This is a genomic window from Streptomyces sp. NBC_00663 (assembly GCF_036226885.1).
Classification (GTDB): domain Bacteria; phylum Actinomycetota; class Actinomycetes; order Streptomycetales; family Streptomycetaceae; genus Streptomyces.
In genome coordinates, this window is sequence record NZ_CP109027.1 from 5,814,216 (window position 1) to 5,827,132 (window position 12,917).

The following is a 12,917-nucleotide window of genomic DNA, read 5'->3' on the forward strand; positions in this document are numbered from 1 at the left end:
GTTCCGGGGTCACCGGAACCTGGTGCAAAAGGGAGATGCTCCGCCGTTGGAGCGGAGTGATCCGGGAACGGAGTTCTGCGTGGACATCGTCGTCAAGGGCCGCAAGACCGAGGTGCCCGAGCGGTTCCGCAAGCACGTGGCCGAGAAGCTGAAGCTGGAGAAGATCCAGAAGCTCGACGGCAAGGTGATCAGCCTCGACGTCGAGGTGTCCAAGGAGCCCAACCCCCGACAGGCCGACCGCTGTGACCGAGTGGAGATCACGCTCCGCTCCCGCGGTCCGGTGATCCGGGCGGAGGCGGCGGCAAGCGATCCGTACGCGGCGCTCGACCTGGCGGCGGAAAAGCTGGACGCCCGGCTGCGCAAGCAGCACGACAAGCGTTTCTCACGGCGCGGAGCACGCCGGATCTCGGCCGCCGAGGTCCCCGACCACGTGCCGGGCGCGGCGACGCTCAACGGCAACGGCCACCCCGTCCAGGACGAAGAGCCGGACGGCGTCCCCACCAAGAAGATCGGCTCGCTGGAAGTGAAGGGCGAAGGCCCCCTCATCGTCCGCGAGAAGACCCACGTCGCCTCCCCGATGACCCTCGACCAGGCTCTGTACGAGATGGAGCTGGTCGGGCACGACTTCTATCTGTTCGTCGACTCCGAGACCAAGGAACCGAGTGTCGTCTACCGACGGCACGCCTACGACTACGGCGTCATCCACCTCAGCACGGACCCGATGGTCGCCCAGGCGCAGCCTCCCGCGGCCGGTGGCACGCTGGGTGGCTGACCGCCCGGCTGACGGCTGAGCCGGTGCCCCTGGAGCGCTTGTGCGCCCCCAGGGGCACCGGTGTGCGACCACTTCACGCCCCGCTCGGTCACCGCGGTGTCGTCCGGGCATGAAATCATGGCCGCACCGGCCCAACCGCTGGGCCGTTGCCTTGGGTTGGCGATGGCACAGGACCAGCCACAGCCTTCAGGGGGAGGAACGATGGCGGACAGTTTCGGACCGATGCATGACGGGGACGCCGACGACGGCGTTACCGACATGGGCCCGGACACGGGCTCACCACGCAAGGAGCCGATCCGTGTCCTGGTCGTGGACGACCACGCCCTCTTCCGGCGGGGACTGGAGATCGTGCTCGCGGCCGAGGAGGACATCCAGGTCGTGGGCGAGGCCGGCGACGGCGCGGAGGCCGTCGACAAGGCCGCCGACCTGCTGCCCGACATCGTCCTGATGGACGTACGGATGCCCAAGCGGGGCGGTATCGAGGCCTGCACCTCCATCAAGGAGGTCGCGCCCAGCGCGAAGATCATCATGCTGACGATCAGCGATGAGGAAGCCGACCTCTACGAAGCGATCAAGGCGGGCGCGACCGGTTATCTCCTCAAGGAGATCTCCACGGACGAGGTGGCGACCGCCATTCGCGCGGTCGCCGACGGACAGTCGCAGATCAGCCCGTCCATGGCGTCGAAGCTGCTCACCGAGTTCAAGTCGATGATCCAGCGGACGGACGAGCGCCGGCTCGTTCCCGCGCCCCGGCTCACCGACCGTGAGCTGGAAGTCCTCAAACTCGTCGCCACCGGAATGAACAACCGCGATATCGCCAAGGAGTTGTTCATCTCCGAGAACACCGTGAAGAACCATGTGCGCAACATCCTGGAGAAGTTGCAGCTGCACTCCAGGATGGAGGCCGTGGTCTATGCGATGCGGGAGAAGATCCTAGAGATCCGCTAGCGCCTTGGTGAGGGGCGCGCGCAGTTCGGGCGCGTCCACCCGCTCCACGCGTACGTCCGCGCAGTCCACCCAGCTCGCCGCCTCGACCAGCGCCTGGGCGACCGCCGGGACCGCCTTCGGGCCGTCCAGCGTGACCTGGCGGGCCACCAGGGTGCTGCCCTCGCGGGCCGGGTCCACCCGGCCGACGAGACGGCCGCCGGCCAGGACCGGCATCGCGAAGTAGCCGTGGATCCGCTTCGGCTTGGGGACGTAGGCCTCCAGGCGATGGGTGAAGCCGAAGATCCGCTCCGTACGCGCGCGTTCCCAGACCAGGGAGTCGAACGGCGACAGCAGGGTCGTACGGTGGCGGCCGCGGGGCGGGGTCTCCAGGGCCTCCGGGTCGGCCCAGGCGGGCTTGCCCCAGCCCTCGACCGTGACCGGCACCAGGCCCGAGTCGGCGATCACCGCGTCGACCTGCTCGGCCTTGAGGCGGTGGTAGTCGGCGATGTCCGCGCGCGTGCCGACGCCGAGGGACTGGCCGGCGAGGCGGACCAGGCGGCGCAGGCACTCGGAGTCGTCCAGCTCGTCGTGGAGCAGCGCCTCCGGGACGGCGCGCTCGGCGAGGTCGTACACCCGCTTCCAGCCGCGGCGCTCCACGCAGACGACCTCGCCGTACATGAGGGCCCGCTCCACGGCGACCTTGGTGCCCGACCAGTCCCACCACTCGCTGGTCTTCTTCGCGCCGCCCAACTCCGTGGCCGTGAGGGGGCCTTCGGTGCGGAGCTGCTTGATGACCTGCTCGTAGGTGCCCTCGGGGAGGTCGTGGTTCCAGTGCGGGCGGCTGCGGTAGGCGCGGCGGCGGAACGCGAAGTGGGGCCATTCCTCGATGGGGAGGATGCAGGCCGCGTGGGACCAGTACTCGAAGGCGTGTGTCTCGGTCCAGTACGCGTTCTCGACGGTCTTGCGGCCGACCGCTCCCAGGCGGGCGTACGGGATGAGTTCATGGGAGCGGGCGAGGACCGAGATGGTGTCGAGCTGGACCGCGCCCAGGTGGCGCAGGACGCCGCGGACGCCGGAGCGGCGGTCGGGGGTGCCGAGGAAACCCTGGGCGCGCAGGGCGATGCGGCGGGCTTCGTCGGCGGTCAGTTCGGTCGAGGGACGCGGGGTCGTCATGGTGCGGACGATAGGCGGTGGCACTGACAACGGGGCGTGAGCTGCGCCATCGCTACGACAGCTCGGTGCGGGCCGGCAGATACGGCGCCGTCGACGGCAGACCCAGGTCCGACGGGAGCAGGGAGCCCACCCAGCAGTCCCGGCGTACGCCCTGGTGGACGAGGCCCGAGCGCAGGACGCCCTCCACGGTGAAACCGCAGCGCTCCGCCACCGCGCGCGAGGGACGGTTGCCGACCTCCGCGCGCCATTCCACGCGGTCGATCGACAGCTGGGTGAAGGCCCAGCGGGACGCGGCGAGGACGGCCTCGGTGACATAGCCGTTGCCCCGGTGCTCCTTCGTGCCCCAGAAGCCGACCTCCGCCGCGCTCATGGAACGCATGGACAGCCCGAGCATGCCCACCAGTTCCTCCCCTTCGGGGAGGAAGAGGCCCCACGTGAACATCGATCCGTTCGCCCAGCCGTCCGGGACCAGTTGGTCCGTGAAGCTCTCGGCGTGCTCGCGCAGATAGGGCGAGGGGATCGTGGTCCAGCGCTGGATCTCGGGATCCTGGGCGGCCTCGTACACGGTGTCGGTGTCCGGCGGGCCGACCGTGCGCAGCAGGAGGCGGCCGGTGGTGAGCGTGACGGGTTCCATCGGCCGATTCTGCTCGGGGATTCACGACAAGCGCCATCTTTTTGCGGTGTGTGAGCGCGTGATCACTTTTCGCGCAATTCGTCGGCGGGGGGCGGCACCATCGACGACCCCCGGCCGTTGTCCCCTTTGACGGAGATTTGAATCAGCGGACGGTCGGCGTCCCCGGCAGGCTCCCGGCGTGGCCGGGTCCTCGCATACGATGGCCGTTGCTCAGTCAAGTCAAATGGAAACCGACCGTCCCAGGCCCGACCGGCAAGGAGACTTACCCCCGTGTCCGTCCTCTCGAAGATCATGCGTGCAGGCGAAGGCAAGATCCTGCGCAAGCTGCACCGCATCGCGGACCAGGTCAACTCCATCGAAGAGGACTTCGTCGACCTCTCCGACGCCGAGCTGCGGGCCCTCACTGATGAGTACAAGCAGCGGTACATCGATGGTGAGACGCTGGACGACCTGCTGCCCGAGGCGTTCGCCACCGTGCGCGAGGCCGCCAAGCGCGCCCTCGGCCAGCGCCACTACGACGTGCAGATCATGGGCGGCGCGGCCCTCCACCTCGGCTATGTCGCCGAGATGAAGACCGGTGAGGGCAAGACCCTCGTCGGCACCCTGCCCGCTTATCTCAACGCGCTGTCCGGCAAGGGCGTTCACCTGATCACGGTCAACGACTACCTGGCCGAGCGCGACTCCGAGATGATGGGCCGGGTCCACAAGTTCCTGGGCCTGGAAGTCGGCTGCATCCTCGCCAACATGACGCCGGCCCAGCGTCGCGAGCAGTACGCGTGCGACATCACGTACGGCACGAACAACGAGTTCGGCTTCGACTACCTGCGCGACAACATGGCGTGGTCCAAGGACGAGCTCGTCCAGCGCGGCCACAACTTCGCCATCGTCGACGAGGTCGACTCCATCCTGGTCGACGAGGCCCGTACACCGCTGATCATCTCCGGCCCGGCCGACCAGGCCACCAAGTGGTACGGCGACTTCGCCAAGCTGGTCACCCGCCTGAAGAAGGGCGAGGCCGGCAACCCCCTCAAGGGCGTCGAGGAGACCGGCGACTACGAGGTCGACGAGAAGAAGCGCACCGTCGCCATCCACGAGGCCGGTGTCTCCAAGGTCGAGGACTGGCTGGGCATCGACAACCTCTACGAGTCGGTGAACACGCCTCTGGTGGGCTACCTGAACAACGCCATCAAGGCGAAGGAGCTCTTCAAGAAGGACAAGGACTACGTCGTCATGGACGGCGAAGTCATGATCGTCGACGAGCACACCGGCCGTATCCTCGCCGGCCGCCGCTACAACGAGGGCATGCACCAGGCGATCGAGGCGAAGGAAGGGGTGGACATCAAGGACGAGAACCAGACCCTCGCCACGATCACCCTCCAGAACTTCTTCCGCCTGTACAAGCGCCACGACCACAACGGCAAGGAACAGCCCGGCCTCTGCGGCATGACCGGTACGGCGATGACCGAGGCCGCCGAGTTCCACCAGATCTACAAGCTCGGTGTCGTCCCGATCCCGACCAACCGGCCGATGGTCCGCAAGGACCAGTCCGACCTGATCTACCGCACCGAGGTCGCGAAGTTCGAGGCGGTCGTCGACGACATCGTCGAGAAGCACGAGAAGGGCCAGCCGATCCTCGTCGGTACGACGTCGGTCGAGAAGTCCGAGTACCTCTCGCAGCAGCTCAGCAAGCGCGGAGTGCAGCACGAGGTGCTGAACGCCAAGCAGCACGACCGGGAGGCGACGATCGTCGCCCAGGCCGGCCGCAAGGGCGCCGTCACCGTGGCCACCAACATGGCCGGTCGTGGTACCGACATCAAGCTCGGCGGCAACCCCGAGGACCTCGCCGAGGCGGAGCTGCGCCAGCGCGGCCTCGACCCCGAGGAGCACATCGAGGAGTGGGCGCAGGCCCTGCCGGCCGCCCTGGAGCGGGCCGAGCGGGCGGTCAAGGCGGAGTTCGAGGAGGTCAAGGACCTCGGCGGGCTCTACGTCCTTGGCACCGAGCGGCACGAGTCGCGTCGTATCGACAACCAGCTGCGCGGTCGTTCCGGCCGTCAGGGCGACCCGGGCGAGTCCCGCTTCTACCTGTCGCTGGGCGATGACCTGATGCGCCTGTTCAAGGCCCAGATGGTCGAGCGCGTGATGTCCATGGCGAACGTGCCGGACGACGTGCCGATCGAGAACAAGATGGTCACGCGCGCGATCGCGTCCGCCCAGTCGCAGGTCGAGCAGCAGAACTTCGAGACCCGTAAGAACGTCCTGAAGTACGACGAGGTCCTCAACCGCCAGCGCGAGGTCATCTACGGCGAGCGGCGCCGCGTCCTGGAGGGCGAGGACCTCCAGGAGCAGATCGTCCACTTCATGGACGACACGATCGACGAGTACATCAGCGCGGAGACCGCCGAGGGCTTCGCGGAGGACTGGGACCTCGACCGGCTGTGGGGCGCCTTCAAGCAGCTCTACCCGGTGAAGATCACCGTCGAGGAGCTGGAGGAAGCGGCCGGCGACCGGGCCGGGCTGACCGCGGACTTCATCTCCGAGTCCATCAAGGACGACATCCACGAGCAGTACGAGGCGCGTGAGGCGCAGCTCGGCTCCGAGATCATGCGTGAGCTGGAGCGTCGGGTTGTGCTGTCGGTCCTGGACCGCAAGTGGCGCGAGCACCTCTACGAGATGGACTACCTCCAGGAGGGCATCGGCCTGCGCGCGATGGCGCAGAAGGACCCGCTGGTCGAGTACCAGCGCGAGGGCTTCGACATGTTCACCGCCATGATGGAGGGCATCAAGGAGGAGTCCGTCGGCTACCTGTTCAACCTGGAGGTCCAGGTCGAGCAGCAGGTCGAGGAGGTCCCCGTCGAGGCCGCCGCACCGTCGCTGGAGAAGCAGGACTCGGTTCCCGCGCAGGCGGGTGCGCGTCCGGAGATCCGCGCCAAGGGGCTCGACGCCCCGCAGCGTCGGGATCTGCACTTCTCCGCGCCGACCGTGGACGGCGAGGGCGGTGTCGTCGAGGGTGAGTTCGCCGACGACGACGAGCCGGTGCGTTCCGAGGCGGACGGTCTCACGCGCGCGGAGCGGCGTAAGCAGGCGCGCGGTGGGCGTCGTCGTAAGAAGTGACGTTGCGGGCGCCTGGGGCGCCGTAGCGGTGTGAGGCGAAGGGCCGGGCCACCTGAAGGTGGCCCGGCCCTTTGTCGTGCGGGAGGCGACAGGAGGAGGCCTCCTGTCGCCTCCTGTCGCCTCCTGGCGACTTTGGCTACTTGGGGTCGCGGTCGTAGGCCGCCTTCGACCAGCGGTAGCCGAGGACGGCGAGGCCGAGGCACCAGGCGAGGGCGAGCCAGCCGTTGTGGCCGATCTCGGTGCCGAGGAGGAGGCCGCGCAGGGTTTCGATGGCCGGGGTGAAGGGCTGGTACTCGGCGATGGGCTGGAACCAGCCGGGCATCGCGTCGACGGGCACGAAGGTGCTGGAGATCAGGGGCAGGAAGATCAGCGGCATGGCGTTGTTGGAGGCGGCTTCGGCGTTGGGGCTGACCAGTCCCATGCCGACGGCGATCCAGGTGAGCGCGAGGGCGAACAGGGTGAGGAGTCCGAAGGCGGCGAGCCATTCCAGGACGGTGGCGTCGGTGGAGCGGAAGCCGATGGCCACGCCGACCGCGCCGACGAGGACCACGCTCATCACGCACTGAAGGACGCTGCCGATGACGTGTCCGACGAGCACCGAGCCGCGGTGGATGGCCATGGTGCGGAAGCGGGCGATGATGCCCTCGGACATGTCCATCGCGACGGACACCGCGGTGCCGATCGTGGTGCCGCCGATGGTCATCAGCAGCAGGCCCGGCACCACGTAGGCGATGTAGGCGGAGCGGTCCGCGCTGCCGCCGATGCCGGCGCTCATGGTGTCGCCGAAGACGTAGACGAACAGCAGCAACAGCATGACCGGGGTGAGCAGCAGGTTCAGCGTCATGGACGGATAGCGGCGTACGTGCAGGAGGTTGCGCCGCACCATGGTGGACGAGTCGCGTACGGCGAGGGCGAAGGTGCTCATCGGACCGTCTCCTTGGGGTGGTTGGTGCCGTCGGTGAGGGCGAAGAAGACGTCGTCGAGGTCGGGGGTGTGCACGGTCAGTTCGTCGGCCTCGATGCCGGCCGAGTCCAACAGGTCGAGCAGGGAGCGCAGTTGGCGCTGGCTGCCGTCGCTGGGGATGCGCAGTGCGAGGGCCTCGTCGTCCGGGGAGGCCTCGGTCAGGGTGGAGGCGGCGGACCGGTAGGCGGCGGGGTCGGTGAAGCGGAGCTGGACATGACCGCCGGGGATCAGCCGCTTCAGCTCCTCGGCGGTGCCCTCGGCGGCGATCTTGCCGTTGTTCAACACCGCGATGCGGTCGGCGAGTTCGTCGGCCTCTTCCAGGTATTGGGTGGTGAGGAAGACGGTGACGCTGCCGGAGACGAGCTCGCGGATGATGCCCCACATGCTGTGGCGGGAGCGGGGGTCGAGGCCGGTGGTGGGTTCGTCGAGGAAGATGATCCGCGGGCTGCCGACCAGGGTCATGGCGATGTCGAGGCGGCGTTTCATGCCGCCGGAGTAGGTGGAGGCGGGCTTCTTGGCGGCTTCGGTGAGGTCGAAGCGTTCGAGCAGCTCGGCGGTGATCCGTCGTCCTTCGTTCTTGGTGAGGTGGTGCAGGTCGGCCATGAGGAGCATGTTCTCCTCGCCGGTGATCAGGCCGTCGACCGCGGAGAACTGTCCGGTGACGCCGATCGCGGCGCGGACCGCCTGGGGCGCGGTGGCGATGTCGTGGCCGGCGACCTGTGCCTGGCCGCCGTCTGCGGTGATGAGGGTGGAGAGGATCTGCACGGCGGTGGTCTTGCCGGCGCCGTTCGGGCCGAGCAGGGCGAAGACCGAGCCGGCCGGGATGCGCAGGTCGATCCCGTCGAGGACGACCTTGTCGCCGTATGACTTGCGCAGACCGGTGGTGGAGACGGCGGCCGGGGACGGAACACCGTCCCGCCGCGTGGACGTGGACATGACAGATGAAGGCATGGGGCCCTCCGCTTGAAGGCTGAAGTGGGTGGAGGAGTGGGAAGGGGCGCGCGGTGCTCAGGGCTTGGCGCGGAGGACGTCGATGTTTCCCCAGTTGGTCCGTGCGCGGATCTGGACGGTGTCCTCCGTCTGCTCCGGGGGCTCGGACGTGGTCAGCGTGTTGCGGACCTGCCCGCGGTGGGAGCTGACGTCGAGCCAGGCGGCGGTGCCCTCGCGGACGCCGACCTCGATGGAGCCGTTGGAGGTGTCCAGCCGGACGTCCCCGCGGGCGACCTCGGCGACGCGAAGGTGGCCGTTGGTCGAGGTGCCGACGACCGATGCCTCGGCGCGCGTGATGTCGATGCCGCCGTTGGTGCCGCTCATCCGCAGCTCGCCGGTGACGACGCCGACGGTCGTGGTGCCGTTCGTGTTCTTCAGGACGGCGGGTCCTTCGACGGTGCCGACGCGGATGTTGCCGCTGCTGCTGCTGATCTCGGCGCGGCCCTCGACGCGGCCCACGGTGATCGAGCCGTGCGACACCTCCAGGTGCAGTGCCCCGGTCGTGTCGAGCCGGACGTCACCGGTCGACGTCTTCACGCGGACGTCGCCGAGGACGCCCTCGCCGAGCACCTGCGTCCAGGAGCCGGTCGTGTCGAGGCTGGAGCCGGTGGGCAGTTCGACCGTCACGGAGACGATGCCGCTCGGTCCGATCATGCGGCGCTCCTTCGTCCTGATGTTGAGGACGCCGTTCGCGAACGTGACCTCGGTCTGGGCGGCCGCCTTCACGTCCTTGTCCCGCTTCGGGTCGCCCGGCCGCACGTCGACGACGGTATCGGCCCGGTCGGTGGCGCTGAACTGGATGTACCCGGCGCCGACGTGGGCGACGACCGAGATCGGCTCGGGAGTGTCGAAAGCAGGCATGGCTGTACCGTCCTCGTGGCTGTTCGGGGCGTCCCCGCAGGTGGGACGTGGTGTGGGTGAAGTGGATGGTGGGCGGGGCTAGCGCACCCAGCCCGTGAAGTTCTGTCCGGTGCGGGTCTTCTGTGCCGTACGGGGCTGTGCCCCGCCGTCCACCGCGGCCGACACGGCGCGCACCAGCCACGCGTTGACCGACAGGCCCTCGCGGTTCGCGGCCTCCTCGGCACGGGCCTTGAGGGGGGCCGGCAGTCGCAGGTTGATGCGGGCGGTGCCGCCCTCGTCGCCGTCGGCAGGGACCGGGGCAGGGGTCGGGGTCGGGGCCGAGGTGGGGAACGGTTCGACGGCGGGGGAGTCGGCGTAGGTGGGCGGCGGGGTCACCACGAAATCGGGGTCGAGGCCGCGAAGCCGTACGTCGACCGAGCCGGGGGCGAGTTCGCGGGTGATCTCGTCCATCGCGGCGGAGAGCACGTTGAGCATGGTCAGCCGGGTCGCCGACTCCAGGGGAGCGGTGAGCCGCTCGGCCAGCTCGCGGGCTTCGTCGCCGCCGGCCTCGGCGGCCACCGCGAGTTCGCGGCGGAGGGTGTCGACGTAGGGGGTGAGGTCCATGGCGTCATCATGGCATCACTTTGGTGCCATGCGCAAGCTCGGGTGGCGTCGGGGAGGGGATGGAGGTGTGGGATGGTGCCTTGACCTGCGGAAATTCGGAGACGCTGGGATGGCTTGTGGTGGTGCCACGCGGTGCTGCTCGGTGCGACGTGGCACCGAATGGCATCACGCGGCGCCACGCGGTGCCACGCGGTGCCATTAGGTGTTGCGGTGGCGTCGGGGCGCTTTGGGTTGCGGGTCTCAGTTGTCGTCCGTGCGGCGGTCGCGGTGGCCACCCAGTTCCACCGCGGTGCAGCGCCAGCGGCGGTCCCGGCCCTGTTCCACGCGGAAGGCCATGGCGCGCAGCTGGTCGCCGGCGCCGATGCGGGCGAAGGCCTCGAAGGTGCCGGGGCGCGGGACGTAGTAGCCGATGTCGCGGATTACGGGGCGGGTGCCGCGGGCGCGGAGGGGACCGCGCTCGGCGAGCTCGGCCAGTTCGTCGTAGGCCTGCCCGACGGTGTGCCGGAGCATCGAGTGGACCGGGCGCTGACCACTGAGGACCAGGACGAGGAGTTCGGCGATGTGGTCGGTGGGGTGGAGCTGGGGGACGGGTCCGAGGGCGCTGGGCGTGCTGCGGGTGGTGGAGGTGCTGCGGGCGTCCGTGCTGAGTGCGGTCGGGCCCGTGAGGGTCGGTGGGCGGTTGTCCGTGGGCCTGGCGCGGGTGGTGGGGCCGGTGCTGTTCGGGGAGCCCGGCGGGCGGCCGTCGTCGGAGGCGGCGCGGGGCGCGCCGCCGGCCGGGGTGCGGGGCGGGGCGCCGCCGGGGCGGCGGGTGTCGCGGCGGCTCGGCGGGCGGGTGCCGGGGCGGGGCTGCGACCTGGTCATGACCTTGTTCATGGAGATCCCCGTTCGTGGAGCCCGGAGCGTTGCGTACCGGGCGGTAACTTCGGCGGTTGAGGATCTTGTACGGGGTGGAGGGCGACGGCGGCAAGGAAGGCCGGGGGCCGGGGCGAGGGGCCGGAAGGTTCGCTTATCCGGGTGATGTCGGAGGCCGGAAGCCCGTGACCGCGGGGGTGCGCCGGGTGAGTTTCCGGACGCGGGTGGACGCCTTCGGGTGGATGGGCAGGGACTCGAAAGGGGACGCCCGCACGTATCCTGAAGGCTCTTCGGGAGGCCGTCGACGTCCTGTCGAAAGGCCCCCGTGGAGCCTCGTCCACGCTTCTCCGACCACGAAAGCGGCAACCATGCGCGTCTACGTCCCCCTGACCCTCTCCGGTCTCGCCGAGGCGTACAAGACGGGCGAGTTGGGTCCCGGTCCGCTCGTCGCCTACGCAGTGACGCCCGCGTTGCGCGAGTGGTACGTCTCCGACGACATCGAGGAGCTGGAGTACGCGGCGCTGAACCGGGCCGCGCTCGCCTCGCTGCGGCTGCTGGCGGCCGACCCCGAGGCGGTACGGCGCCGGGTCGTGGTCGCGGTCGACGTGCCCGACGGCGCGGCGGTGGCCGACCCGGACCGCGGGCTCGATCCGGCGGCGCTCGGCGAGGTCCGGGTGGCCCGGGGCGTGGCGCTGGCCAAGGCGGCCGCGGTGCATGTCGACGCGAGCGACGCCGAGGACGACGTGGCCGCGGGGGCGCGGGCGCTGGCGGCGGCGGACGACGGGGACGACGACGCGCAGTTCGTCGTGGACGGGACCGAGGACCACGAGCTGCTCTGGTACGCCACGCAGGAGATCGAGAACCTGGTGGGGCTGGCTGGCTGAAGCTCCCTGTCCGTGCCGGTTAGACGCCGACTGGGCCCCTGACCTGCGCGTCTCTTGATTGTCAGTGGGGGCGGGTACGTTTTCGGCATGGGGATGCACATGGGCGCGCACATCGTCTGGGACTGGAACGGGACGCTGTTCCACGACAACGACGCGATCATCGGGGCGACGAACGCGGCGTTCGCCGAGCTGGGGCTCGCGCCGATCACGATGGAGCAGTACCGGGCGCTGTACTGCGTGCCGGTGCCGAAGTTCTACGAGCGGTTGATGGGGCGGCTGCCCAGTGAGGCCGAGTGGCTGGTCATGGACGAGACCTTCCACCGGTACTACACCGAGCACCGGGTGGGGTGCGGACTGACGGCCGGCGCGACGGAGTTGCTCGTCGGGTGGCGGTCGGCGGGGCGCAGCCAGTCCATCCTCAGCATGTACGGGCACGAGGACCTGGTGCCCCTGGTGCGCGGGTTCGGGATCGAGGCGCACTTCGTTCGGGTCGACGGGCGTACCGGGCCGTCCGGGGGCAGCAAGGCCGAGCACATGGAGCGACACGTCGCGGCGCTCGCCGGGGTGGATCCGGCTCGTACGGTGGTGATCGGGGACGCTGCCGATGACGCGGTGGCCGCGTTGCACGTGGGGGCGCGGGCGGTGCTGTACACCGGGGGGTCGCACGGGCGGGCGAGCCTTGAGGCGGTCGGCGTTCCGGTCGTCGACTCGCTGGCCGAGGCTGTCGCGGAGGCAGAGCGGATAGTGGCGTAACCGGCGCCCCGCAGCGGTCGAGGCGGCGCCCCAGTGGCGCGACTGCCTACCCTGCAATGGCGCCCCCTCAGCACCCCCTCAGCGCCCACGTCACCCGTGCCTTCGCCCTCGGCACCGTCAAGAAGCAAGCAAGAAGCAAGCACGTGGCACGAGGGTCGGGGATTGTGCAGAACGTCAAAGTTCGACCCCCGGTTTTGTACACATACGGCTCATGACGGGGCCCCCGCAAGGAGCGATAGCCTTGGTGGCGTGATCAGCGCGATATCTCGCGGGGGCACTGTCGCCCCTGCCCTGCGCCCGGAGAACACGGACGACATCCGTGTCCGGGCGTCAGTCGCTGGTCCGCGCGGGCGGGACGGAGGTGCGGAACCCTCCAGGGCGCCGCGCACACCCC

12 protein-coding genes are annotated in these 12,917 nt (G+C 69.5%); 5 read left to right on the forward strand and 7 right to left on the reverse strand.

Translation table 11 applies throughout. The features are described 5' to 3' along the window. The first annotated feature begins 79 nt into the window (after nt 1-79). Both hpf and OG866_RS26485 read left to right on the forward strand, forming a co-directional pair. Nucleotides 80-772 carry a ribosome hibernation-promoting factor, HPF/YfiA family gene (gene hpf / locus OG866_RS26480; RefSeq protein WP_443063568.1) on the forward strand — a complete coding sequence of 231 codons (693 nt, stop codon included), beginning with the start codon at nt 80-82 and terminating at the stop codon, nt 770-772. A 201-nt stretch (nt 773-973) separates the two neighbouring features. Then, the gene (locus OG866_RS26485) at nt 974-1,720 is read left to right on the forward strand and encodes a response regulator transcription factor (protein ID WP_329338397.1); all 747 of its coding nucleotides are present in this window, start codon (nt 974-976) and stop codon (nt 1,718-1,720) included. Here the strand turns inward: OG866_RS26485 and OG866_RS26490 are convergent. Together OG866_RS26490 and OG866_RS26495 are read right to left on the reverse strand one after the other, a co-directional pair. Further along, nucleotides 1,706-2,872, reverse strand: a complete 1,167-nt coding sequence (locus tag OG866_RS26490) for a winged helix-turn-helix domain-containing protein (protein WP_329338399.1) — start codon at nt 2,870-2,872, stop codon at nt 1,706-1,708. The two genes, OG866_RS26485 and OG866_RS26490, sit on opposite strands and share 15 nt — an antisense overlap. A gap of 52 nt (nt 2,873-2,924) precedes the next feature. Next, nucleotides 2,925-3,506 (reverse strand): GNAT family N-acetyltransferase, encoded by a 582-nt coding sequence (locus OG866_RS26495; RefSeq protein WP_329338401.1) that lies wholly within the window; start codon nt 3,504-3,506, stop codon nt 2,925-2,927. A 270-nt stretch (nt 3,507-3,776) separates the two neighbouring features. Between OG866_RS26495 and secA the strand changes: the two genes are divergently transcribed. Next, nucleotides 3,777-6,617, forward strand: coding sequence for a preprotein translocase subunit SecA (gene secA / locus OG866_RS26500; protein ID WP_329338403.1), 2,841 nt, complete (start codon nt 3,777-3,779; stop codon nt 6,615-6,617). A gap of 136 nt (nt 6,618-6,753) precedes the next feature. Here the strand turns inward: secA and OG866_RS26505 are convergent, their stop codons facing one another. The 5 genes from OG866_RS26505 to OG866_RS26525 all read right to left on the reverse strand — a co-directional run bounded on the left by OG866_RS26505 (nt 6,754) and on the right by OG866_RS26525 (nt 10,907). Further along, nucleotides 6,754-7,542, reverse strand: coding sequence for an ABC transporter permease (locus OG866_RS26505; RefSeq protein WP_329338404.1), 789 nt, complete (start codon nt 7,540-7,542; stop codon nt 6,754-6,756). Beyond that, nucleotides 7,539-8,516, reverse strand: coding sequence for an ATP-binding cassette domain-containing protein (locus OG866_RS26510; protein ID WP_329338406.1), 978 nt, complete (start codon nt 8,514-8,516; stop codon nt 7,539-7,541). Before OG866_RS26510 ends, OG866_RS26505 begins: the two co-directional genes overlap by 4 nt. A gap of 72 nt (nt 8,517-8,588) precedes the next feature. Continuing rightward, the gene (locus OG866_RS26515) at nt 8,589-9,431 is read right to left on the reverse strand and encodes a DUF4097 family beta strand repeat-containing protein (protein ID WP_329338408.1); all 843 of its coding nucleotides are present in this window, start codon (nt 9,429-9,431) and stop codon (nt 8,589-8,591) included. 78 nt (nt 9,432-9,509) lie between these two features. After that, nucleotides 9,510-10,034, reverse strand: a complete 525-nt coding sequence (locus OG866_RS26520; RefSeq protein ID WP_329338409.1) for a toxin-antitoxin system HicB family antitoxin — start codon at nt 10,032-10,034, stop codon at nt 9,510-9,512. A gap of 240 nt (nt 10,035-10,274) precedes the next feature. Then, a complete protein-coding gene (locus tag OG866_RS26525) occupies nt 10,275-10,907 on the reverse strand; it encodes an Rv3235 family protein (protein WP_329338412.1) in 633 nt (210 codons plus the stop codon). Nucleotides 10,908-11,254: 347 nt separating this feature from the next. Here OG866_RS26525 and OG866_RS26530 point away from each other — a divergent pair, with 347 nt between their 5' ends. Next, complete coding sequence (locus OG866_RS26530) at nt 11,255-11,770, forward strand: DUF6912 family protein (protein ID WP_329338413.1); 516 nt, start codon at nt 11,255-11,257, stop codon at nt 11,768-11,770. An 87-nt stretch (nt 11,771-11,857) separates the two neighbouring features. After that, the gene (locus OG866_RS26535; RefSeq protein WP_329338415.1) at nt 11,858-12,523 is read left to right on the forward strand and encodes an HAD family hydrolase; all 666 of its coding nucleotides are present in this window, start codon (nt 11,858-11,860) and stop codon (nt 12,521-12,523) included. Nucleotides 12,524-12,917 lie beyond the last annotated feature (394 nt).

Bases quoted from the DNA above. Each gene is read 5' to 3' on its own strand.
- OG866_RS26485 (WP_329338397.1), top strand. From the start codon at position 974: ATGGCGGACAGTTTCGGACCGATGCATGACGGGGACGCCGACGACGGC.
- OG866_RS26490 (WP_329338399.1), bottom strand. From the start codon at position 2,872: ATGACGACCCCGCGTCCCTCGACCGAACTGACCGCCGACGAAGCCCGC.
- OG866_RS26495 (WP_329338401.1), bottom strand. From the start codon at position 3,506: ATGGAACCCGTCACGCTCACCACCGGCCGCCTCCTGCTGCGCACGGTC.
- OG866_RS26505 (WP_329338404.1), bottom strand. From the start codon at position 7,542: ATGAGCACCTTCGCCCTCGCCGTACGCGACTCGTCCACCATGGTGCGG.
- OG866_RS26510 (WP_329338406.1), bottom strand. From the start codon at position 8,516: ATGTCCACGTCCACGCGGCGGGACGGTGTTCCGTCCCCGGCCGCCGTC.
- OG866_RS26515 (WP_329338408.1), bottom strand. From the start codon at position 9,431: ATGCCTGCTTTCGACACTCCCGAGCCGATCTCGGTCGTCGCCCACGTC.
- OG866_RS26520 (WP_329338409.1), bottom strand. From the start codon at position 10,034: ATGGACCTCACCCCCTACGTCGACACCCTCCGCCGCGAACTCGCGGTG.
- OG866_RS26525 (WP_329338412.1), bottom strand. From the start codon at position 10,907: ATGAACAAGGTCATGACCAGGTCGCAGCCCCGCCCCGGCACCCGCCCG.
- OG866_RS26530 (WP_329338413.1), top strand. From the start codon at position 11,255: ATGCGCGTCTACGTCCCCCTGACCCTCTCCGGTCTCGCCGAGGCGTAC.
- OG866_RS26535 (WP_329338415.1), top strand. From the start codon at position 11,858: ATGGGGATGCACATGGGCGCGCACATCGTCTGGGACTGGAACGGGACG.